The organism is Halochromatium glycolicum (assembly GCF_016584085.1).
Lineage (GTDB): Bacteria > Pseudomonadota > Gammaproteobacteria > Chromatiales > Chromatiaceae > Lamprobacter > Lamprobacter glycolicus.
Window position 1 is genome coordinate 1 of record NZ_NRSJ01000023.1, and the last position, 22921, is coordinate 22921.

A 22921-nucleotide genomic window follows, 5' to 3' on the forward strand; every position below is an offset into this window, starting at 1 on the left:
GATTTTCGTTTGCCTTCGAGGAGCGTCGCCGGGAGCATAGCCGGGCTATGTGACCGGCGGCGCGACGAAGAAGGCGAGCGAAAAGACCAGCAAGGCGGTATGAGCTTTGACAGAAATCGCCTTAGGTATTCAACATACCAAGCACCGACCAATGAGGATGCGGCTCTCACCTCGTCGAATCTCTTTGTGCAACAAAAGCCGGTGCAGCGCCTTCCTGAGCAACTACGCCTTGATCAATATAGCACAAATGGAAGACTTGATGACCCAGCTCGCAGACGCGTTTCAGCTGGGGTTTGGCGAATCCCATACGAGTCGATTACGTCCCTGTTCCTTGGCTTGATAGAGGGCTTGGTCAGCGGCCTGCTTCAAAGCTTCGGAGCTCGTTGCCGGTTGTCCCGCCAGAGAAACACTTGCACCGATGCTGATGGTAATGCGGTCCGCGACCGGCGAGTACGCATGCGGCAGGGCGAGTGCGTGGATTGCCTCCTGCATCCGACCGGCCACTTGGCGAGCACCGATGCTGTCGGTCTCGGGTAGTAAGGCGACGAACTCCTCGCCGCCATAGCGGGCGACCAGATCCGCGGCACGCTTCGGCACCTGCTGCAAGGCCTGCGCAACCCGGCGCAGACAGTCATCGCCGGCGCCATGCCCATAATGATCGTTGTAAGGCTTGAAGTGATCGATGTCGATCATCAGCAGCGAGAGCGGTTGCTGATGACGGGACTGGCGATTCCATTCCTGTGCGAGCTTGCGGTCGAAATAGCGCCGGTTCGGGATCTCGGTCAGGCCGTCCTGGAGCGCGATCTGCTCGAGCAGGTCGGTCTTGAGCTTGAGGCTGACCTGATTGTGGACCCGCGCGCGCACGATGGTCGGATTGAACGGCTTGGAGATGTAATCGGCGGCGCCGAGCTGTAGCCCCTTGGCCTCGTCCTGGGCCTGATCCAACGCGGTGACGAAGATGACCGGGATGGCGTGGATGGCTTCATCGGCCTTGAGCTCGCGGCAGATGGCATAGCCATCCTGGTCCGGCATCAGGATGTCGAGCAGGATCAGATCCGGCCCCGGCTCGCGCCGGGCCAGCTCCAGTGCCTTGGCGGCGTTGGTGGCGGTGATGATCCGATAATCGTCCTTGAGCAGTTTGGCCAGGGCGTGGATGTTGGCGGGCTGATCATCGACGATCAGCAGGGTGGGGCGCTGTTCTCTCAATCTGATGCCTCGTGCTGCCGGTCAGCGACGCGCGTGGCGATTTGGTTCAGCAGCTCGCGCGCGCGGTCATGGTCGAAGGTCTCGATGTGGGTTTGCAGCTCCAGCGCCAGCGCATCGTCGAATGACTGCCGGACCAGGGCGAGGACCTCGGCGATCCGTGCCTCGTCTACCAATTCACCCGCTTCGAGGGCTTGGCGCATCTGCTCGATACGCCCGATGGCCGCTTGCGGGTCGTCGTCTCGGACCTGCTCGGGATCGGGCTCGGGGTCGGGAATGCCCCTATCGCTTGGACCAGTAGGCTGGACCAACCGGGTCGAATCGCTGCTCGTGGCTCGGCTCGACAGCGCGGTCAGACCGGTGCGGGCTTGACTCAGGGCTTGAGCCAGATCCGCCCGCGCGGCCGCCGGTATCGGCGCATCGCGATGGCAGAGGCGGTCGATCTCGGTGGCTGCGGCCGCGAGGCGTTCGGCGCCAAGAAGACTGGCTAGACCTTTCAGGGTATGAATCAGGTGTTTCGTCTCCGTGGTCGGTGCTTGCTGATCCAATGCAGGCTGATCCGATGTCGGCTGATCGAGCTGTTCGCCGAGCCCGGCGAAGTCGTCCTCGAGCTGCATCCGGAAGCGGTTCAACAGGCTCAGATAGAGCGCCGCATCCTGATCGAAACGAGCGAGTCCGCGCTGTAGGTCGAACCCTTCAAGCCGAGCAGGCAACGTCGCGGCGGAGGCCGCCGAACTGGGCTGGATAGGGATCGGGTCAGCAGGTCCAGGCGCGCCTCCGGAGCTGGCTCCGCGAGGTGTGGGACGAAGCGCATTGGCTGCGGGCTCGGTCGCGAAGGCAAGGTCCGTTCGGACGTTGGGCGCGGGTGTCGGCGTCGACGCGTGCCGAGCCGGCAGCCAGGCCGCGAGCAGGCGGAATAGGGTCTGTTTCTCGATCGGCTTGGCGAGGTGGTCGTTCATGCCGGCGGCTTCGGCGCGCTTGCGATCGTCTTCCATGACGGCAGCCGAGAGCGCTAGGATCGGCAGCTCAGGGTATTGGGCGCGGATACGGCGGCTGGCCTCGAAGCCGTCCATCACTGGCATCTGCAGATCCATGAGCACCAGATCGACCGCTTGCTCGGCGAGCGTGTCGACTGCTTCGCGCCCATTGTGCGCCTCGATGATGCGCGCGCCGGTCTTTTGCAGCATCGCGGTGGCGACCTCGCGATTCAGGCTGTTGTCCTCGGCCAATAGGATGCTGCGCTCGGCAAGGTCCGGCACCACCACGTCCTGCGTATCCGGCGCCCACTGGCTGCGCGCGTGCTCGACCCGTGCCTGGGCCATGGCGTCGAGCAGCGCGCGTCGGGTAACCGGCTTGCTCAGGAAGGCACTATAGAGCGAGGCATACTCGCAGAGCCCGGACTGGCTGTAAGCGCTGATGATCAGCGCCGGGATCGGGGTGTCGGTCAACGCGCCCTGCGCGCGCAGCGCGTGCAGCCGCTCCAGGGTCGCGATCCCATCGAGCGCGCCGGGCATCTTCCAGTCGACGAGGATGAAATCGAATGGCAGGCCCTGCTGTTCGGCGGCCTCGACGGCGGCGATCGCGGCCTTGCCGCTGTCGGCCTCGACGACCCGCAATGCTTCCTGCTCGAGCATCTCGCGCAACACCTGGCGCGCGGTGTCGTGGTCATCGACCACGAGCACGCGGGCGCCGGTGGGGGTGGCCGCGGTGTGTCGGGACGTCTGCGCGCGCTGCGAGGACAGCGGCAGGCTCAGCTCGAAGCCGAAGGTGCTGCCCTGGCCCGGGTGCGATGCCAGCCGCAGCACACCGCCCATCTGCTCCAATAGGCGGCGGCTGATCACCAGGCCGAGGCCGGTGCCACCGTGGGTGCGGGTGGTGGAGGAGTCGGCCTGGGTGAAAGGCTGGAACAGCCGTTGCTGTTGCGCCTCGGTCATGCCGATGCCGGTATCGCGCACCTCGGCGCGCAGATAGGCCTGGTGATCCTGGCCGGGAAGGACCCGGAGCTCCAAGACCACTTGGCCCTGCTCGGTGAACTTGATGGCATTGCTCAGCAGGTTGGTCAGCACCTGCGCCAGGCGCAGCGCATCGCCCTCGAGCGCCGGCAGCCCCTGGGTATTGCTGTGGAAGATCAGCTCGATCCCCTTGGCCTCGGCAGCGGCGGCGAACAGGGTCTGCATCTGATCGAGCAGGTCATCGATGTGAAACGGCCGCGACTCCAGCTCCAGCTTGCCGGCCTCGATCTTGGAGTAATCGAGGATGTCGTTGATGATGCCGAGCAGCATGCGCGAGGAGTCGCGGATCTTGCCGAGGTAATCGCGCTGTTTGTCGCTCAGCGGGGTTTCCAGCAGCAGCTCCGAGAGGCCGATGACGGCGTTCATCGGCGTGCGGATCTCGTGGCTCATGTTGGCCAGGAATTGGCTCTTGGCCCGGTTGGCGCGCTCGGCCGCTTCTTGTGCCTGCTTGATCTCGGTGAGGTCGTTGTACACCGACACCACCTCGCCCGAGGAGAGCCTGAAGACGGTGCTCTCGCGCCAGACCTTGAGACTGGCATCGTCGTAATGGGCGAGCGGCTGCTCGGCCGGCTCGCCGGTACCGGCCACCTGCCGCAACACCGCAAGCAGCCCCATCTCTTCGACCGCCGGGAAACACGCGGTCACGCGGCGGCCGATCAGGTCTTGGCGTTGACGATGGTCCATGCGCTCGGCGGCGGCATTGTACTCGGTGAAGACGAAATCGTCGCCGTCGTCGACGGGGCGAAAGACGGCAACGCCGCTGCCGGTATTCTCGAAGATGCCTTGGAAACGCTCTTTCTCTGCCTCCAGCGCATCCTTGGCTTGCTTGGCTTCGGTGATGTCGAGATCGCTGCCCCAGTAGCCCAGCAAGGCGCCGTCATCGGCGAGGACGGGCGAGGCATGGGTGCTGACCCAGATGACCCGGCCATCCTTGCGCACAATCGGATTGACAAGGCCCTGGAGCATCTGCCGTTGCGCGATGGCATCGAGCGTCTTGGCCTTGAAGCCGTCGCGCCCCTTCGCCGGGTGCAGGTCGTAGAAGTGGGCGCGGCCGACGAGCTCGGCGGGGGTGTAGCCCCAAACGGCCTCGGCGACAGCGCTGAGATAGGTGAAACAGCCTTCGGCGTCGACCTCCCAGATCACCGTGCGGCTCTGGGCCGCGAGCTGTTGCAGGCGCTGCTCACGATCTTGCAGTTCGCGCTGTGCGGCCTTGAGCACAGAGATATCCTGGATGATCGACCAGATGACCTCGCGCCCTTCCGGGGTCTGGGTCTTGAAGCCTTTGAGCAGCACTGGGTAGCGGCTGCCGTCCTTGCGGATGTATTCCTTCTCGAAGGGGCCATAGACGCCGGTCGCGCGCATCACCTCGAGGGCCTGCTGCTCGAGTGGCAGGTATTCCTCGGGCGTCAGATCCCAGTAATTGAGTTGGCGGAACTCCGCCGCGCTATAGCCGGTGGGCTTGATGAGGGCGGCGTTGAACTCGAGGAAGGCGCCGGTGGCGAAATCGTTCATCGCGATGCCGACCGGTGAGCGCTCGAACAGGCCGCGAAACTTGGCTTCCTCGGCGGCGAGCCGTTGCGCCGCCAAGAGCCGGTCGGTGACGTCCTCGTTGATGCCGACGACCCGCAGGGCGCGTCCCTGCTCATCGCGGATGACGCGGGCGAGGCCGCGGAGCATGCGCGGGACGCGATCGTCGGCGCGCCCGATCTGGAACTCGATATCGAAATGTTGATCGTCATCGATCAGCGCTTGGAGGGCGGCCTCGGTTTGTTGGCGCGAGTCCGCTGGAAGGGTCTCGGCCCAATCCTGGAAACGGCCTCGAAAACGCGCCGGATCGATGCCGTAGAGGTCGAACATGCGCGCGTCCCAGATCAATCGGTCCTGCGCGAGGTGATATTCCCAGATGCCGAATTCGGCGGCATCGACGGCGAGCTGCAGGCGCTCGCGGCTCTCGATGAGCTGCTGTTCGGCCTGTTTGTGCTCGCTGATGTCGCGCAGGATCCCCATCAACCGTGGCTGTTGATTCAGCTCGATGTAGACAGCCGAGACCTGGATCGGCAATAGATGGCCATACTTGTGGCGATGCAGGGTCTCGAACCTGTCATGGCCCTGGGTGATGATCGTCTGGATGTGAGCGGCGGTCTCCTCGGGGGTTTCCTTGGCTTCGTAGTCGCTCAGGCGCAGTCGCGCGAATTCCTCGGCACTGTAGCCGAGCTGCTCATGCGCTCGGCGGTTGAATTCGAGCGTGGTGCCGTCGGCCGGATCGATCACGACCATCGCATCAGGCGAATGCTCGAACAGGACGCGGAATTTCTTTTCCTGTTCTTGCAGCTCGCGGTTGAGCGCTTCACGCTGCTGTTGATGGTCCTTCAGGATGACGAACCAGCGGTTGTAGTAGAGGCTGACCAGGTCGCGTTGGCTGACCGCGCCGAGGAGGTGACCTTCGGCATCCACGACCACTACGCGCTTGATGCGATGATAGCGGCAGAAGCCGAGCGCCTCGGCGATGGTGGTCTCCTCGCCAAGGGTCAGCAGTGGCGCGCTCATGACGGTGCGCACCGGCGCTTGCCAATCGGGCTCGGCGACGAGCAGCTTGAGCAGATCGCGCTGGGTCAGGATGCCGACCGGGCGCCCTTCGCGCACGATGATGCTGGCATCGACATGGCTCTGGTCCATGCGCTGCACGACCTCTTGCAGCGGCATGCTCTCGAGCACGACCTGCGGTTGGATGCCATGCAGCAGCTCGCCGAGGCTTTGCATCTCGGCCAGCACCTGCGGGTCGAGGCTGCCGGCGAGGTCGGTGTAGCTGACGATGCCCTGCAGTTGGCCGCCCTGGTCGACCAGGCAGATGTGCTCGGAGTGGTTGCGGATCGCCTTGAGCCCGTCCAAGGTCGAGGCATCCGGGTCCAGCAGGGCCGCCTCCGGCAGCTCCAGCGCCGCGAGCGGTGTCGACATCGGCAGCCCCTGGATCTGGACCGACAGCAGCATGCTCGAGAGCACCAAGCGGTAGCCTGCGTCGGTGCAGACCACAACGTCGCGGATGTTATGGCGGTTCATCGTCGCGACCGTCTCGGCGAGGGTGGCCGTGGCGGGGAGGGTGACCACGTCCGCGGTCGCGATACTGCGTAATGTCGGGAAGAGCATGGGGACCTCGGCGGGTTTCTTTGCTGAGTACTTTACTGAAACCGGCCTCTGAGCCACCAGAACAGAGACAAGATCGGTTGACGCGAGGAGGCCCTGCTCCCACAGACTGGGCTGCGGCAATGGCCCGAGAGGGCGCCGATGCAGGCGGGTGGGTGGGTTCCTTGGCTGCTGCTGTGCGCCAAGCTCGGGCGCACGGCTTGGATACAGGTGCGCTGAGCGGCCCGAGGCTAGCCTCTGCGCCAGGCGAAGAAGCGTTCCGCAAGCCGCAACAGTCGCTCGGGCTTGCGCGCCTTCTTCCATTCGCCGGCTGCGAAGCGATTGGCTTCGCTCATGGTCGGGTAGATATGGATGGTGCCCAGGATCTTGTTCAGGCCCAAGCCGTGCTTCATCGCCAAGATCAGCTCGGCGATCAGCTCGCCGGCCTGCGCGCCGACGATGGTCGCACCCAGGATGCGATCCTTGCCGGGCGCGGTCAGGACCTTGACGAAGCCCGCGTCGGCGCTGTCGGTGATCGCGCGATCCAAGTCATCGATGCCGTAGCGGGTGACCTCATAGTCGATGCCCTGTGCTTGGGCCTCGGTTTCGTTCAGGCCCACCCGGGCGACCTCGGGCTCGGTGAAGGTGGCCCAGGGGATCACGCGGTCGTCGGCGCGGATCGACCAGAACGGCGCGAGCAGGGCATTGATCGAGGCGAACCAGGCCTGATGCGCGGCGACATGGGTGAATTGGTAGGGGCCGGCGACATCGCCGCAGACCAGGATGTTCGGAAAGTTGGTGCGCAGGAAGGGATCGGTCTCGAGGGTGCCGCGGTCGCTGACCCGCACGCCCAGCTCTTCAAGGCCGAATCCACGCGTACGCGCCTTGCGTCCGAGCGCGATCAGCACGCGGTCGAACTCGATGCTGACCTCTTCGCCCCCGTGCTCGCAGATGACCCGGCCGCCGTCACCGACGGCCTCGAAGCGCTTGGCCTGGTGGCCGGTGGCCAGACGCAGGCCCTCGTGCTCCAAGCGCTGCATCAGCTGCGCGCTGGCATCCGGGTCCTCGCGCGGCAGCAGCCGCTCGGCCATCTCGATGACCGTGACCTTGGCGCCCAGCCGGGCGAACGCCTGGGCCAGTTCGGCGCCGATCGGTCCGCCGCCAAGCACTGCCAACCGCCGGGGAAGCGCGTCGAGCGCCCAGACGGTGTCGCTCGTCAGGTAGTCGATCTCGGTCAGGCCGTCGATCGGCGGCACCAGCGGCTCGGCCCCGGTGGCCAGGATGATGCTGTGCGCGGTCTTGGTCTCGCCGTTGACCGCCACCGCCCAGGGTGAAAGCAGCCGGCCTTCGCCTTCGATCACGTCCACGCCCATAGCGCGATAACGCTCGGGCGAATCATGCGGCTCGACCTTGCGAATGATGTCTCGCACCCGCTGCATGATATCGGCCAGCGAGAACTCGGCGCTCATCGACTTGATGCCGAAGCGCTCTGACTCGCGCGCCTGCTGCACGAGCCGCGCGGTGCGCAGCAACGCCTTGGACGGCACACAGCCGGTATTCAGACAATCGCCGCCCATCTTGTGCTTCTCGATCAGCGCGACCTTGGCCTTGACCGTGGCGACGATAGCGGCCGCCACGAGTCCGGCTGAGCCGGCGCCGAGCACGATGAGGTTGTAGTCGAAAGACTTGGGCTTCTGGTGCCCGGCGTAGACCTTTCGGTTGCGCAGGATGCGCAGCAGCAGGCGCAGGAGCAGCGGCAGCAGTCCCAGCAGCGCGAAGGCGCCGATCAGCCCGGGCGAGAGGATGTCGCCGGTCGATTCGATCTGACCGAGCTGGGTGCCGGCGTTAATGTAGACGAGGGTGGCCGGTAGCATGCCGACCTGGCTGACCCAGTAATAGGTCCAGGCGCGAATCGGGGTCAGCGCCATGACCAGGTTGATGACCCAGAATGGGAACACCGGCACCAGCCTCAGCGCCAGCAGGTAGAAGGCACCGTCCTTCTCCACCCCGGCGTTGATCGCGCGCAGGCGCTGCTTGAAGCGCTGCTGGATGCTGTCGCGAAACAGGAAGCGGGCGGCCAGAAAGACCAGGGTCGCGCCGATGCTGGAGGCGAACGAGACGGCGATGGTTCCAGCCACCAGCCCGAACAGCGCGCCGCCGGCCAGCGTCAGGATCGCCGCGCCGGGCAGCGAGAGCGCGGCCATCAGGATGTAGATGGCCATGTAGGCGGCGAGCATGCCCCAGAAATGCTGCTCGGTAAACGCCATCAGCTGGTCGCGGCGCTGCCGCAGCTCATCGAAACTGAGGTATTGGCCCAGGTCGAGCCAGAAATAGCTGCTGATCAGCAGCGCGACGAGGATGAGGATGAGCGCTCGGATGAGGGTGGGTCGCATGGCTGTCCCGAGGGTTTGCGTTTAGGCGATTGCCGGAAAAGCTCGTACCGAATTGCGCAGGATTGTCGTTTGCCTTCGAGGAGCGTCGCCGGGAGCATAGCCGGGCTATGTGACCGGCGGCGCGACGAAGAAGGCGAGCGAAAAGACCAGCAAGGCGGTATGAGCTTTGACAGAAATCGCCTTAGCCGACGATCTGCCGCCACCGGCATCGAGCCGTGCCACGCCCGCAGATGGCGATTTGCAACCTTCAACCCAACCGCTGATCATGCGGTTGCGCTCTGTCAATCTTCGCGGCCGCCAAAGATTGACGCGCCGTTTCAGGCCTCTGACCAGGCTTCGCCGAAGACGCCAAGCAGGCTCGCTGCCAGCATGCTGAGTATCACCACCAACCAGGGTGGCGCCTTCCAGGCCGTGAGCAGCACGAACCCGCTGAGCGCGATGGCGAAGTCCGCCCCTGAGCCGACGGCGCTGGTCCACAGCGGCTGATAGAGCGCCGCACCCAGGATACCGACCACGGCGGCATTGGCACCCGCCATGGCCGCACGCGCCCCCTGATGCTGGCGCAGGCGGCCCCAGAACGGCAGCACGCCCATCAGCAACAGCATCCCGGGCAGAAAGATGCCGAGCAACGCGATGGCCGCACCGAGCACAGCGCTCGCGCCAGGCACGGCGATGGCACCCGTCGGACTGGTGCTGGCGCCTGGTATGGCGATAGTACCATCCGCCATGGCGATGGCAGCCGGCATGGTGGCGGCATCGGGCATGGCGATGGCCCCGAGGTAGGCGGCGACCGTGAACACTGGACCCGGCACCGCCTGCGCAGCGCCGTAGCCGCTGAGGAAGGCATCGGCACTGATCCAGCCGGGCTCGACCAGGCTGGCCTCCAGCAGCGGCAGGACCACGTGACCGCCGCCGAACACCAGGGCGCCCGCGCGGTAGAAGACCTCGAACAGCGCAAGGCCAGGCGCGGCGCCGGCCGCGACCAGCAGCGGCAGTCCGAACAACAGCAGCGCGAACAGCCCCAGCAGCAGTGCCGCGATGCCGCGTGGCAGCGGCACGGTAAGCGCTTGCGCGGGGCTGACAGACGCGGAGGACGGCCGACACCAGCGCAGGCCAGCCGATGCTCCGACTAGGATCGCGGCGATCTGGCCCAGCGCGCTCGGCGCGAAGGTGATCAGCAGGACCGCGGCCAAGGCCATGGTGGCCCGCTCGCGGTCGGGCGCCAAGTTGCGCGCCATGCCCCAGACCGCCTGCGCGACGATCGCCACCGCGACCAGCTTGAGCCCCTGGAGCAGGTCTTGGCCGAGCGCACCGCCAACGGCATCGGCGCCGAGCGCGAAGGCCAGCAGCAGCAGCGCCGAGGGCAAGGTGAAGGCGGCCCAAGCGAGCAGCGCGCCGCGCAGTCCGCCGCGCAGATAGCCCAGCGCGAAGCCAACCTGGCTACTCGCTGGTCCGGGCAGGAACTGACAGAGCGCAACCAGATCGGCATAGGCCGCCTCGCTCAGCCAGCGCCGACGCACGACCAGCTCTTCGCGGAAATAGCCAAGATGCGCGATCGGACCGCCAAACGAGGTCAGGCCGAGCTTGAGAAAGGCAACGAAGACCTCGCTCGGGCGGCCGGACTCAACTGTCGCAAGCGTCTGTTCGTCGGTCATCTCAAGGTGCTCAGGGCGCTCAGGGCGGTGATGCGGCCATGATCGAGCAGATGATGGGCATCGGCTACGCGTACCTTAGCAGCCCATGCAGTATCGCCAGCCAGGCGAGCAGCGGGAGGCAGCCGCTGGTCCCGGTGTCCAGGAAGCGGGGCGAAACCTAATACGGCGCGCAGATGCCGGCGCAACTCGCAGAAGAGACAGGCCGCAACGCGCAACTCGAGCTGCTCGATCCTGACGATGTGCTGCCGTTCTAGCTCGCCTGCGCCTTCCTCACCGGCGGGTCGTCTGACCCGCGCTCGATCGGCCTCGTCCGTCATCCCGTCTATACTGCCCCGTGCGCGCCGCACACGCAGGCTCGTCTCTCCACAAGCTACGGCCGGCGCTCGTCCACCTGCTCCGACTCGTCCACCGGTGTGATCAACCCGGGAAAGCCTCGGCTCATGCTTGCGAAATAGCTTGAGCATAGGGCGGTGAATGTGCGTAAGAGCTAAGGCGATTTCTGTCAAAAAGCTCATACCAGCCTTGCTGGTCTTTTCGCTCGCCTTCTTCGTCGCGCCGCCGGTCACATAGCCCGGCTATGCTCCCGGCGACGCTCCTCGAAGGCAAACGAAAATCCTGCGCAATTCGGTACGAGCTTTTCCGGCAATCCCCTAACAGAGGTGGCGGACCGGCTGCTGGATCTGCGCGAGCCCGTGGGCGCCGACACCTGGCAACCGGGTGGCAGCGCGCAGGCACTCGGCTATCCGTTCACTGACGGGATACCGGGCGGGATACTGGGCGGGATACCGGGCGAGAAACATCATCGCTCCAGCTGCACTGCAAGATAGTCAACAAGGTCACGCAGAGTCGGGTGTTCCCAAAAGACCGTTTCATCGACATCAATCTTAAACTCTGATCGAAATCTAGCAGCCAACTCAACCGCTGAAGCCGAGTCTAATCCATGGTCAGCAAGCGGGACCCTCCGGTCAATCCGCTCAGGATCAATCTGTAGCGCCCTGCTCAGGCAGTGAATGAGCCAGTTTTCGATTCCAATATGGTCATGGGTCAGCGGCCCCGTTTCCGGGAATGCGGCCGCCTCAAAGTTCGGGGGACGGTAGCGGTGCAGTACCGTCATCTCGCCAGTGCAGTACCGGCGGCGTGCCTCTTTTCGGCGTAATTTACCACTCGTTGTCTTAGGGATCGACGAAGCACGGACTAGAGCCACTTCGTCGATGCGAACACCCTGATCTCTTGCTACCGCCCGCGCGATACGCGTCGCGATATCGCGCATCGGTGAGCGAATCCGGCGTTCAACCTCGGCGAGGATAACGATTTCCTCAGCGCCTTCAACCTCTAACACAAAGGCCACCGTGCCAGAAGTCCGAACATCCGAATCTGCAGCCAGTACCGTATCTTCGATATCATGAGGGTGAATGTTTCGACCGCGTACGATAATCAAGTCCGATATTCGCCCTAAGACGAATAGATCGCCTCGTTCGACAACGCCCAGATCCCCTGTACGAAAGCGGCTGTTAAAGCAGTGTTGGGGCATGCCGTGATAGCCATCAGCGATCGCGTCGCCGGTGATCTCGATCTCACCGATCTCTCCTTCTGGAAGAGCACATCCGGATACCGGATCAACGATCGCGACCCTTGTTCCTGTTGCTGCGCGTCCACACCCAACCAATGAGCGTCCATCGAGCACAATCGTGCGTATTGGCTCTCCTATTGCGTGTCCGGCTACGAACAGGGTCGCTTCTGCCAGGCCATAACAGGGGGTCAAGCAATGTGATTGAAAGCCGGCAGCGGAAAAGGCTGCTGCAAAGTTCTCGAGCGTTCCGGCTCGCACCGGTTCGGACCCGCAAAGCAGCACCCTCAGAACCGATAGGTCGAGCCTGGAACGCTGGTCAGGCGTGACGCGACGCAACACGTAATCGAGACCGAAGTTGGGTGACAAGGAGATATTGACCCGGTATCGCTCGATCGCTTCCAGCCAAGCGACAGGGCGACGGAGAAATGCCGCCGGAGACATCAGCAGCGCCTGTCCTCCCACAAAGAGAGGATGAAGAAGCCCTCCGACAAGTCCCATATCGTGGTAGTGAGGGAGCCAACTGAGGCAGGTCAACTGGGCATCAGAACCCAACCACTCCCCGATCATTCGCTGGTTGGCAAGAAGATGATGATGTTTAACGCGAACTCCACGCGGGGTTCCTGTCGATCCGGATGTATACTGAAGGAAGGCGATATTCTCTGGTCCTGGAGAGACTTCATTCGATCCGAGGTCACAATTGAGTTCTGCAGCGTCAAGCACTTGGACCCTGTCGTTCAGCGTATTTTCTGATTTCAGCAGGTCAAGGTATCCTGGCCCGGCGACCAGTATGCGGGCGTCGCAGTCCATCAGGAAGCGCGAGATTGGAGTCGCCCCAATGCCCCGGCTCAGTGGCGGAAGCGGAACGGCAATCGCACCAGCACGCAAGGTCCCGAGGAAAGCGATGGCAAAGTCCGGTCCCGGACGGTAAAGAAGAGGAACAACTTCGCCGAGCTTAATGATTTGGCTTAATCCAGCCGCAAAGCGCGCACTAGCCTTAGCCAGATCAGCGTGGCTGAAAACGTGCGCTGCACCATCAGCCTCATCAAGGAATGAAAGCGCTGGAGCAGTAGGCTGGACCCTCGCCCAATGATCGAGCGCATCGATTATCGTCGCATCTGCTCCCAACGTGTTCATCGCTGCAGATCGATCTCGGATCGGGCCGTGATGCTTGTTATCAACGCATCCTCCGGTACCGCACCTCCCGCCGCAGCGCCTTGTGATTGGTCGGTGGGAGCTGCTTTAGTCCGAATAGATTCCCAGCCTGTCTCTCCCTGAAGGAGATGCCTTAATCGACCAAACAAGTAGAGAACATCAAGGAAAACCCAGGCACCGATGAGCCAAAGACGGAAACGATCGAAGGCTCCAAGACCCCAAGCGTTGATGCGGCGCAAATAAAAATTATCCCAATGGTTTCCATACCGACCCGTCACTGCTACAAAGAACGAAATCGCCTGTCGGTAACGGGTAAGCCGGTAAACACGACGCACGGTTCCTGAGACACGTTGCCAATAGCGCCGGTTCCACTGGGCATAATGCTTGAGCGGCTGGAACGAACGCTTGCGCAAGCACTCGTCGATTGCGTTTGCTGCGCGCTGTGACGTTGAGAACGCAACGTGGACGCCAGAGCTGAATAGCGGATCGACGAAGAACCCTGCGTCGCCAACGAGCATCCAACCATCACCTGCTACCTTACGCGAGTGGTATGGAAGATCAAAAATTGCACGGACCTGACCCTCCGTTTTGGCAGATTCGAACAGGGGCGCCATGATGGGATCGGACATGATCGTCGTGCGCAGGATTTCCTCCGGCCGGCGCTGACGCCATTCCCTATGAATAGGGTCGTTTGCAACTAGGCCCACACTCGTCAAACCCGAGCGAAGGGGGATGAACCAGACCCAGCTTCCCTCTAGAAAATGGAGGATGATATTCCCGCTGTCGATGCCGCGCTCGCGGTCAATTCCTTGGAAGTGACCGAAGACGGCCGCTGTCCGGACATGTGGGTCGGGCAACCGGAGTTTGAGCTGCCTTGCCAGGAGACTGGAGCGTCCTGATGCATCAACGATAAAGCGCGCTCGGGTCAGGAACGTCGAGCCCGCGTCCGCTTCATTCGCGCGCAAAGACCAGCGCACACCTCTCGCAGTCCCGTCTTCGAAAAGCACCTCCGTGACCGAAGCCTTTTCGATAACCTTTACGCCGCGTTCCTCGGCGTGTCGGAGGAGTAACTCATCGAACTCGCTCCGGACCACCTGGTAGGCGTACATACGGCGACCGATCGACTGGCGTGGAACAACGTGGAAGCGGATACAGGTCTTATCGTATCCGGGAGCCTCGGAGTCCTGCGCCGGGCGCGCCACCCGCCATTCGGCACCATACTTGAATGTCTGCCCGAAGTGCTGCAATTTCTCGGCAACACCCAATTGCTCCCAGATCGGTTGGCTCATCGGGAGCAGTGACTCACCAACGTGAAACCGCGGAAAACTCGTGCGCTCGAGCAGCAAGACGTCATAGCCGCGGTCGGCGAGAAAAGTGGCCACGCTCGAGCCAGCGGGGCCCCCACCGACAATCACCACATCGACCTCATCGACGCCCTCCATAGCGTCGCGCAAGTCCAATTGTTCAGGGTTCATGCTTTGCTCCAGGAGTTGCGAGTTTATGCAATAAATGCCGGATTCTCTGGGCGAGCACACTGATGTTGGGTTCGGACAGGATCGTAAAGTGGTCGCCGGGAATGGGTACGACCTCAAGCCTGTCTGATAATGCGGACCAACCTAGACCTGGATCACGCATCAGGGGCTGCGGCGCCTCGGTCGCCCGCAACAAGACCATGCTGCCTCGATAGGGGTTTGGTTGATGACGGCGACGGGCCTCGAAAAGGATATGCACCTTTTGCGGATCGAGCGTATCGGGGGACGCGCCGCGTTCAACCAAACGATCAAGCACCTGCTGAGCTGAATTAAGATCCTTCTCTGGACTGAAGAGAGCACTGTGATCTTCTGCCTTGGCCAAGACATCGATCAGCATCACCAAAGCGACATCCGCGCCACGGCCCTGACCCTCAAGCTGACGAGCCATCTCCTGTGCGAGCGCACCGCCCAGCGACCACCCAGCCATCACATACGGCCCCGATAGGTCTTGAGCATCAAGGGCCTCGATGTAGTGAGCCGCGAGTTCGGAGATCGTAACCACCGCCTCCGGGACGGTGGTTCCTAAGCGCAGGCCGACGATAGGGACATCGGCCTGAAGGCGAGCCAGCAGCGGCGCATAGACGAAAAGCTCCCCATCCAGTGCATGAACCAGGACGAGACAAGGGCCTTGGTGAGCCTGTCGCAACCAGACCACTTGCGGCCCTTCCTCAACAGGGGAGTTCGGGATCGCTTGAGGCGGTTTGATCGCAATCTCGGCCGCTAGGTCGCGAATCGTGACCCCCTCCAAAAAGCGCACAATGGAAACTCTGTATCCCAGGTCGCGTTCGATCACCCCCCGCAGTTCGATCGCCATGATCGAATCGAGTCCGAGGTTTCGCAGTGGCTCGCTTGGAGCGATCTCGGAAGCCCTAAAGCCGATAACACTGGCCACGCGTTCCCGCAGAAGGCGTTCGAGGTCACTTGCATCCTTGAACGTCACGGCGGCAGGCGGAACGCTGTCGGACACGTCGATGGCTGAGGCCGTTTCACTCGGTGACTGATCAACATCCCCGAGCACGGCGTAACCGAAACCGCGGACCTCGATCAAGATTGTCCCATCCGGCGCAAGCATGTCGACATCACCGGCAACCGTTCGTCTCTGGTTTTGAGTAGGCCGAGTTGCGCCTTCCGCTCTGCGCATATGCGCCCAAATCACGGGTCCAAGCTCGGCAAGCTCACGGTGCGACGTAAACCCCGTCGGTAAGATCATGAAGCTCGCCTGATCCTCTTGACCTTCAAGCAGCGCGCGCCCGAAGAGTAAAGCCGGCAACATGAGGGCGTTATGGATCGCGATGGAACGCCCGCGCAGGATGCCCGCCGGTCGCTCATTCCAGCCACGCGGGACCTCGATGCGCGCCAGCGCCTCATTGGTGCCTAGCCAAACCTCACGGATGCCCTTGAAGGAAGGACCAAGCGTCGCGCCGAACCGTTCGGCTAATGCGTAAAAGCCCTGGCCATCCAGTCTTTCTGGGCAGCGCCCTCGAATCGCGTCGATCGGCGATCGAGGTTGTTCGTAGGCGACATCTGCTGGCATCGGCCTGATTTCACGCACGGCCTCCGCCAGTGTGGCGATGTACTTCAAGCGATCGCAGATCTCGCTCGTGGAAGGGCCGAAATCCAGCAGGGATGCGATTTCGTTGACACCGGCCTGCGCGAGTCGCTCAACAAAGCCAATAAGACGATCAGGCTGACCGATTAATGCGCGCGCGGCTGCAAACCGATCGACGAGGAAGCCGATGAACGCATCGACTTCGGAAGCGGGCAAGGCATCGATATTCGCTGTTCGACCGCGACTCGCGGCAAGCCCTTTCAGCAGTCCGGCGTTGGCACGCAGATAATTGCAGAGGGGCGCCCGTGCAGCATCACGAGTCTGATCATGATCAGCACCGAGAAACGTATGCAGCATCAGAGTGACCCGCCCCGCCATCGGGTCATGGCCCGCGTCACCCCGAGCTCGGCGGTAGAGTGCGATTCGCTCCTTCAGACCAGACTCGTCCTGATCGAGCATGTGAGTCAGAAGATTCGCGCCAATGCGACCAGCCATTTCGAAGGTCGCCGGATTTCCAGCGGCAGTAACGGCTACCGGCAGCTGCGGTTGGACGGGCGTTGGGAAGATCCGAACAGCAACGCGTTGACCGTCACCCGCTGTCCGCTCTATCGTCTCACCCCGCCAGAGTTGGCGGACCGACTGAATCGCCGATTCGAGGTAGGCATGGCGTTTCGCGTAACGCTCAGGAAAGAAGCAGAAGTCCGCTGGTGTCCAACCCGAGGCAAAGGCAGGCCGGACTCGTCCTTGGGATAGATTGTCGACCATCGAAAGCTCTTCAGCGACGCGCAACGGATCGTGCAGTGGTAGAACGAGGCTACCGGTACCGAGTGCGATTCGTGACGTTTCCCGGGCACAGGCGGCGAGCAGAACGAGAGGATTTGGGTAGAGACAACCGAGCGATGCGAAGTGCCGTTCTGGCACCCAAATTGCCGACAAACCGTGACTGTCGGCAAAACGAGCCGCGTGCAGCACGAGATCATATTTTCCTAACGAGGATGCCTCTTCGTCACTCGAAAAGAAAAACAGGCCAATGTCCATCAGTCGTGCCTGCTCAGGGCTTGTGGGTTTGGTTCGACCGGCGATTCAAAGCGAACACGCCCTTGAGCATGACATGTCCAGTCACCTCCCTCGGCGTCGCGGCTGTGAACCCGAAAGCCTGCAGCTTTGAAGCCGCTCCGTGCATCGGTAACGGGTTCGCTCGCCTCGAGATCAAGCGATACTCGAACAGCACGCCGCCGCTCAGGCGGAAAGAAAAAGATCGCCTGATAGACGACATCCTCAAGCCAGTGCTCGACCGATCCGAAAGCGTCATGGATCAGTGATCGAACCATCTCGGTGTAAGTGACGCCTGGCGCAAATGGATTCCCGTCGAGCCGATGTTCATCGGTTCCGCGCAATTGCGTCTCATCCAGCACGTACTCCCGCACTAGGAGTCGATTCACATCCTGTGTGCGCTCTTCTTCGCTGAGGTTGAAGGACTGACGATCATAAGGTGTGTGGACCAACTCCACTGGCCGGGCTGGGCGGGTGGATCGGTAATGATGCCAATCGATCGCGACACCGACTCCATGCAGCTCACTGAGCATATGGCACAAGGTGCGCCCTTTGTCATCAACGCCTGGAGTATCCATCGCCGCCAGGAGAGGCGGGAGGGGACGGCCCTGAGCGCAGGCACGGACGAATGACAACAAAACAGGGCGGGGCCCGATCTCAATGATTGCATCGACGTCGGCGCCGAGGAGCGTATCCACCACCCCGGCAAAACGCACGGGAGCAACTGCCTGGCGTCCCCAGTAGTCAGGCTCAAGCGACCGGGTACGCGCAGCATCGACTCCGCTGATGAAGTCAATGCGTGCCGAGCGATGTTCGACTCTCTTGGCGGCCGAGACGATCGGACCACAAGCAGACTGCATCAACGGCGAATGGAAAGGATGACTGACGACAAGTGATCGCACCGAGCACCCGGCAGCGGTCAGTTGACGCTCAAGCGTGTCAATGGCAGCGCTTGCCCCGGAGAGCACCAAACGGCGTGGTCCATTGATGGCCGCGATACTGACTTCGTTTGCGAAGTCTTGGATCGCTGCGATGGCGGTCGCCTGATCAGTGTTGACATCGATCATACGACCGACCGCATGCGTTTGCTCCATCGCAAGCGCGCGAGCAGCGACGAGTCTGAGACCGGCCTCAAGCTCGAATAGCCCCGCTGCATAGGCTGCCGCGAACTCACCAACGGAGTGTCCGGCAACAATGTCGGGGCGTACTCCCCAAGCCGCGAGAAGGTCAACCAGCGCGCACTCCAAGGCATAGAGGGCAGGTTGTGTCCACAGCGTTCGATCGATCAATCCCGCTGATCGACCATCCATGACTGCGGTGAGCTCGGTACTGTCCCAGGCCTGCGTTTCCAGCGCATGAGTCGTGCGAAGGACATCCTGGCAATGCTCCAGCGTTTGCCGAAAGCGCGGCTCAGTGGCAAACAAATCGGACCCCATTCCGGCATATTGACTACCCTGGCCGGTGAAGAGAAAAGCGATGCGTGGCCGCTGACCACCAGCACGTCGCCGTGGAGCTGTCGTCAAGCCCTGTATGATGTCGGGGAGCGTATTCCCGCTGATCGATACGCGATAGGGTAGATGAGAGCGACCGGTCTGGGTCGTCCGAGCCAGACCGGGAATATCAAGATCGGGGTGACTGCCGAGGTAGCGCACTGTCTCCGTGACCAACTGTTCCAGCGCTTCACGGGAGCCGGCGGAAAGGCAAATCACATGATGGTTCCCCTCCGTTGGCCTGTCCGCGTCTTTAATCCCGGCTCCCCGGGGCGCCTCTTCGATAACCGCGCAGGCGTTCGAGCCGGCCATCCCAAAGGCCGAGACAAGGGCGCGTCGAGTTGAACGCGGGGCATCGTCACGGGCGTTCTCTCGAGGCCATGGTCGGTGCGTAGTGACCAACTCTAGCCCGAGCGCCTCCCAATCGACCCGCTGTGTTGGCGCTCCGAATGCTGGCTGAGGCGGAAAAATCTCCTTTTCGAGAGCCAATACAACCTTAATGATCCCTGCCACCCCCGCTGCTGCCTCGAGGTGCCCGATATTGGCTTTAACCGAGCCAACGCCTAAAGGTCCGGCATGACCACGTGCTTTTCCAAACACCTCGCCAAGCGCGCGCAACTCGATTGGATCACCAAGCGGTGTGCCCGTCCCGTGCGCCTCGACGAAGTCGATTTCATCAGGGGCGAGACGGGCGTTAGCAAGAGCACTGCGCAACAGGTCGGTTTGCGCGTCCCCGTTAGGAATGGTCAATCCACCCGACGCACCGCCGTGACCGATGGCGGTCCCGCGAACGATGGCGACGATGCGATCGTTATCCTTCTGTGCATCCGATAAGCGCTTGAGGACGATCATCGCACCACCCTCACCGCGGCCGAAGCCATCGGCTGTCGCTGCAAATGCCTTGGACCGGCCATCCGGAGCTAACGCCCCTGATTTACGGAGAAACACCGTCACCTCGGGGGACAGGATTCGCTGTATCCCCCCAACCAGCGCGAGGGTTGACTCGCCGTTCCGTAAACTGAGTATGGCCTGATGGAGCGCGACCAGTGACGCCGAACAAGCGGTATCAATGGCGAGATTCGGACCTTGGAGGTCGAAGACATGGGAGATACGGCCAGCCGCAAAGGCGAATCCATTGCCGGTGCCGTCATAGACGTCGATCTTCTCTGGCGGCTCTCGGAAGACACGCAATGCATGATCGTTCTGGCCGATCCCGAGGAACACGCCCGTGCGCGAGCCGCGGAGAGACTCTGGAGCGATTGCGGCGGATTCTAGCGCTTCCCAGGCGAGCTCGAGCAGCATGCGTTGCTGCGGGTCCATTCTTCGCGCCTCTCTGAGGGAAAGGCCGAAAAACCTCGGATCAAAACGATCGTATTCGAGGTCAAGGAGGCCTGCGAACCGCGGGCTCGGAAGGACCGATGGATCGATACGCTCGGCGGGGATCTCACGGATTGCATGGGCACCTGCTTGGAGCATCGAATCAAACCCCCGAAGTCCCGGAGGCCCCGGAAAACGGCAGGCTATACCAGTGATTGCGATTGGCTCAAAACGCAGGCGGTGAACCTCCTCGAGTTTGCTCCGGGCAGCAGCGAGTACTGCGGAGACGCGAGCCTCATCTGGCATGCTCGAGGTTGTGCCAGCGGTCGTCATTGCAGTTCACGCAAGAGTTGCTCGATGCTCTCGAGATCATCCTTCGATGCAGTTGGTACTTCAGAAGAGGAGGATGTACATTGCGATGGTGCTTGGCTGGATGACATCGGTGCGGACCACCTCAGAACACGTTCGGCAAGAAACGTCATCAAACGACGAACGGTGGGACCCTCTATCGCTGCCGTTTCGGGGATGGAACACGCGAGATCCTGCTCAAGCTGCGCTTGGAGCTCGACTGCAATCATTGAATCCATGCCCATATCGAAGAAACTCCGATCCGGATCAATCTCGTCGACAGTAAGATCGAGGCATTCGGCAACCCGTTGCCGAAGGAGCGCCTCCAGCCGTTCAAACGCGTTAGGGGCTGCCCTGGGCGGGTCGCAGTCCGCGCTTGTTTCAAGGGCACATCCTTGCGTTGCTTGGTGTCTTGATGCGTTTGCAACGCGATCACTTCCCGCACTGCCTGCCCAAAAAGAAGCGCCCATTCGGCTGAAGCCGAGAATGGGCCCTCGAATAAAGCGGCTGTCTTGGCCGATCTCCAAGCCGGCGAGGTCAACCCCAACGCCTTTCACATGCAGTTCGCCGACCTGCATCAGAAACTGAGCGCGCAATGCACTCGCATCCTGATGGGGACCAAGCCTCAGATCAATAACAAGGCCGCTTACGGAGTCCGTCGGTGCTGCTGCATCCGCGGGAAGGCCTAGTATCTCGGTCAAGTGCGGCGCCCATCGGTGGAGCTTTTCGGAGACAATGAGGTGTGCCGGGCGGACACCGAGACTTAGCCAGATGCTGGAAAGCGTCAGCTCAGTTGTGAGCGCATCCTTGAGAGCGGCCTCCAAGTTGCCAGGTAGGCACGCCCGCAATCGCCCCCATTCGCTGTGAACATCGAGTCCGCCGGTAAGGCATGCGAGATCCTGCGCGGCGATGCCGGTCATTTCGCCAAAGAAGCGGAAAATGACCGTTGGATCTTCACCAAGCCGTACCTTCTCCGGCCCAATGATGCCTCGAATCGAGGACCTGCGTTCTGGTTTGGCGACTTGCTCTAAGGCAAGACTCGCCTCTTCTCTTGAACGCGCAACAATGGCGCTCCTGTACTCGAGCTTCGCGCGTCCTAAGTTCAAAGTCCGGGCAATATCGACTAAGCGAGCATCGGTCTCGCTGATGAATGCACCCCAGATTCCGGCTATCTCTCGCAGCGATGCATCGCTGCTGGCATGAAGACAGAGGAGACAAGGCACATCGTTGGCGTCTGGATGCGAATCGTCTGACAGTGGACGGGCGCATTCGTCGACGGTTGGGCCACGTAGGATGACATGGGCATTGGTACCCCCGAAGCCGAACGAACTGACACCTGCAATCATCGGGTCCGTTTCAGGAAATTTGATTGCGGCACGCGCAGGAGTGATGCGCAGGGCTTCGAACGGGATGAGCGGATTCGGTGCTTCGATGTGCAGGGTCGGCGGCACATGGCGACGTGCAACAACCAGAGCGGCCTTGACCAGACCTGCTAGTCCTGCGGCAGCTTCAAGGTGACCAAGATTCGACTTAGCGCTACCGATCGGCAGCGGCTCAGATCGAGTGCTTGTTTCCAAGGCCTTACCAAGCGCCTTGATCTCGATCGGATCACCGATTCGCGTCCCGGTGCCGTGACACTCGACATAATCGATATCGGTCGGCGTGAGCCCAGCATTTGCCAAGGCGGCTTGAACCACTGCGGTCTGCGCATGGGGATTGGGCGCCGTCAGACCCGCAGAGCGTCCATCCTGGCCGATCGCCGACCCCAGGATGACGGCATGGATGGGCTCACGCTCGGTGAGCGCGATGCTCAACGGTCGCAGCAGAACTGCTGCCGCGCCCTCGCTGCGAACATAACCGTCCGCTCGCGCATCGAATGCCTTGCAAAGACCGTCAGAGGCAATAAAGCCCGCAGCGGCAAACGACTCAGTGAGTGCCTTGTTGAGGACCAGATTGACCCCGGCTACGAGTGCAGCCGTGATGTCGCCGCAGCGAATTCCTTGGCAGGCAAGTTGCAGGGCAACGAGCGACGATGAACAGGCCGTGTCAACGGCGAGACTTGGTCCACGCAGGTCAAGACAGTAGGAGATTCGGTTGGCCGCAATCGAGGGCGCGGTGCCAGTTGGACTGAAGGCCGCGGGATCGCTTCCTAAGAGTCCTAATCCGTAGTCCGTCGTCGAGATCCCGACGTAGACGCCGGTTGCGGAGCCTTGCAGGCTCTCCGGTCCCATCGCCCCGTCCTCAAGTGCTTCCCAGACAACCTCAAGCAGGAGCCTATGCTGAGGATCAATTCCGCGCGCCTCGCGAGGTGAGATGCCAAAGAATTGAGGATCGAAACGATCGATATCCGGAAGAAACCCGCCATGACCGAAGGGTGTGCTCCCTGTGGTACAGCGTCCCTGGATGAGCAAATCCCAAAGTTCATCAGGATTGGCTGCTCCCGGAAACCTCAATCCAATTCCGGTAATTGCAATCTCGCTGGAGCTGTCGCGCATGATTGGTACCCGCCCCGAACGAGTCGATTGAC

At 62.1% G+C, this 22921-nt stretch carries 11 protein-coding genes; all 11 read right to left on the reverse strand.

The genetic code is table 11. The features are described 5' to 3' along the window. Window positions 1–282: 282 nt before the first annotated feature. Window positions 283–1206, reverse strand: coding sequence for a diguanylate cyclase domain-containing protein (locus tag CKO40_RS13220; RefSeq protein WP_207173640.1), 924 nt, complete (start codon window positions 1204–1206; stop codon window positions 283–285). Next, window positions 1203–6359 (reverse strand): PAS domain S-box protein, encoded by a 5157-nt coding sequence (locus CKO40_RS13225; RefSeq protein ID WP_200346697.1) that lies wholly within the window; start codon window positions 6357–6359, stop codon window positions 1203–1205. The genes CKO40_RS13220 and CKO40_RS13225 overlap by 4 nt, the downstream gene beginning before the upstream one ends. Before the next feature lie 227 nt (window positions 6360–6586). After that, a complete protein-coding gene (locus CKO40_RS13230) occupies window positions 6587–8728 on the reverse strand; it encodes an FAD-dependent oxidoreductase (protein WP_200346698.1) in 2142 nt (713 codons plus the stop codon). 105 nt (window positions 8729–8833) lie between these two features. Further along, entirely contained in the window at window positions 8834–8995 is a 162-nt protein-coding gene (locus CKO40_RS13235; protein ID WP_200346699.1) for a hypothetical protein, read from the reverse strand. A 50-nt stretch (window positions 8996–9045) separates the two neighbouring features. Further along, window positions 9046–10383 (reverse strand): chromate efflux transporter, encoded by a 1338-nt coding sequence (gene chrA, locus CKO40_RS13240; RefSeq protein WP_200346700.1) that lies wholly within the window; start codon window positions 10381–10383, stop codon window positions 9046–9048. Continuing rightward, window positions 10380–10700 (reverse strand): hypothetical protein, encoded by a 321-nt coding sequence (locus CKO40_RS13245; RefSeq protein ID WP_200346701.1) that lies wholly within the window; start codon window positions 10698–10700, stop codon window positions 10380–10382. The genes chrA and CKO40_RS13245 overlap by 4 nt, the downstream gene beginning before the upstream one ends. A gap of 482 nt (window positions 10701–11182) precedes the next feature. Then, window positions 11183–13087: an AMP-binding protein gene (locus CKO40_RS13250; protein ID WP_200346702.1), complete on the reverse strand. Its 1905-nt coding sequence runs from the start codon at window positions 13085–13087 to the stop codon at window positions 11183–11185. After that, a complete protein-coding gene (locus tag CKO40_RS13255; protein ID WP_200346703.1) occupies window positions 13084–14580 on the reverse strand; it encodes an NAD(P)/FAD-dependent oxidoreductase in 1497 nt (498 codons plus the stop codon). Before CKO40_RS13255 ends, CKO40_RS13250 begins: the two co-directional genes overlap by 4 nt. After that, window positions 14570–17224: a MupA/Atu3671 family FMN-dependent luciferase-like monooxygenase gene (locus CKO40_RS13260; protein WP_200346704.1), complete on the reverse strand. Its 2655-nt coding sequence runs from the start codon at window positions 17222–17224 to the stop codon at window positions 14570–14572. The genes CKO40_RS13255 and CKO40_RS13260 overlap by 11 nt, the downstream gene beginning before the upstream one ends. Next, window positions 17224–20379: a type I polyketide synthase gene (locus CKO40_RS13265; protein ID WP_338074173.1), complete on the reverse strand. Its 3156-nt coding sequence runs from the start codon at window positions 20377–20379 to the stop codon at window positions 17224–17226. Before CKO40_RS13265 ends, CKO40_RS13260 begins: the two co-directional genes overlap by 1 nt. Next, window positions 20376–22889, reverse strand: coding sequence for a beta-ketoacyl synthase N-terminal-like domain-containing protein (locus CKO40_RS13270; RefSeq protein WP_200346706.1), 2514 nt, complete (start codon window positions 22887–22889; stop codon window positions 20376–20378). Before CKO40_RS13270 ends, CKO40_RS13265 begins: the two co-directional genes overlap by 4 nt. Window positions 22890–22921 lie beyond the last annotated feature (32 nt).

Coding starts and splice junctions, on each gene's coding strand:
- CKO40_RS13265 (WP_338074173.1), bottom strand. CDS start 20,379: ATGACGACCGCTGGCACAACCTCGAGCATGCCAGATGAGGCTCGCGTC.
- CKO40_RS13245 (WP_200346701.1), bottom strand. CDS start 10,700: ATGACGGACGAGGCCGATCGAGCGCGGGTCAGACGACCCGCCGGTGAG.
- CKO40_RS13250 (WP_200346702.1), bottom strand. CDS start 13,087: ATGAACACGTTGGGAGCAGATGCGACGATAATCGATGCGCTCGATCAT.
- CKO40_RS13260 (WP_200346704.1), bottom strand. CDS start 17,224: ATGGACATTGGCCTGTTTTTCTTTTCGAGTGACGAAGAGGCATCCTCG.
- CKO40_RS13270 (WP_200346706.1), bottom strand. CDS start 22,889: ATGCGCGACAGCTCCAGCGAGATTGCAATTACCGGAATTGGATTGAGG.
- CKO40_RS13230 (WP_200346698.1), bottom strand. CDS start 8,728: ATGCGACCCACCCTCATCCGAGCGCTCATCCTCATCCTCGTCGCGCTG.
- chrA (WP_200346700.1), bottom strand. CDS start 10,383: ATGACCGACGAACAGACGCTTGCGACAGTTGAGTCCGGCCGCCCGAGC.
- CKO40_RS13255 (WP_200346703.1), bottom strand. CDS start 14,580: ATGAACCCTGAACAATTGGACTTGCGCGACGCTATGGAGGGCGTCGAT.
- CKO40_RS13235 (WP_200346699.1), bottom strand. CDS start 8,995: ATGATCAGCGGTTGGGTTGAAGGTTGCAAATCGCCATCTGCGGGCGTG.
- CKO40_RS13225 (WP_200346697.1), bottom strand. CDS start 6,359: ATGCTCTTCCCGACATTACGCAGTATCGCGACCGCGGACGTGGTCACC.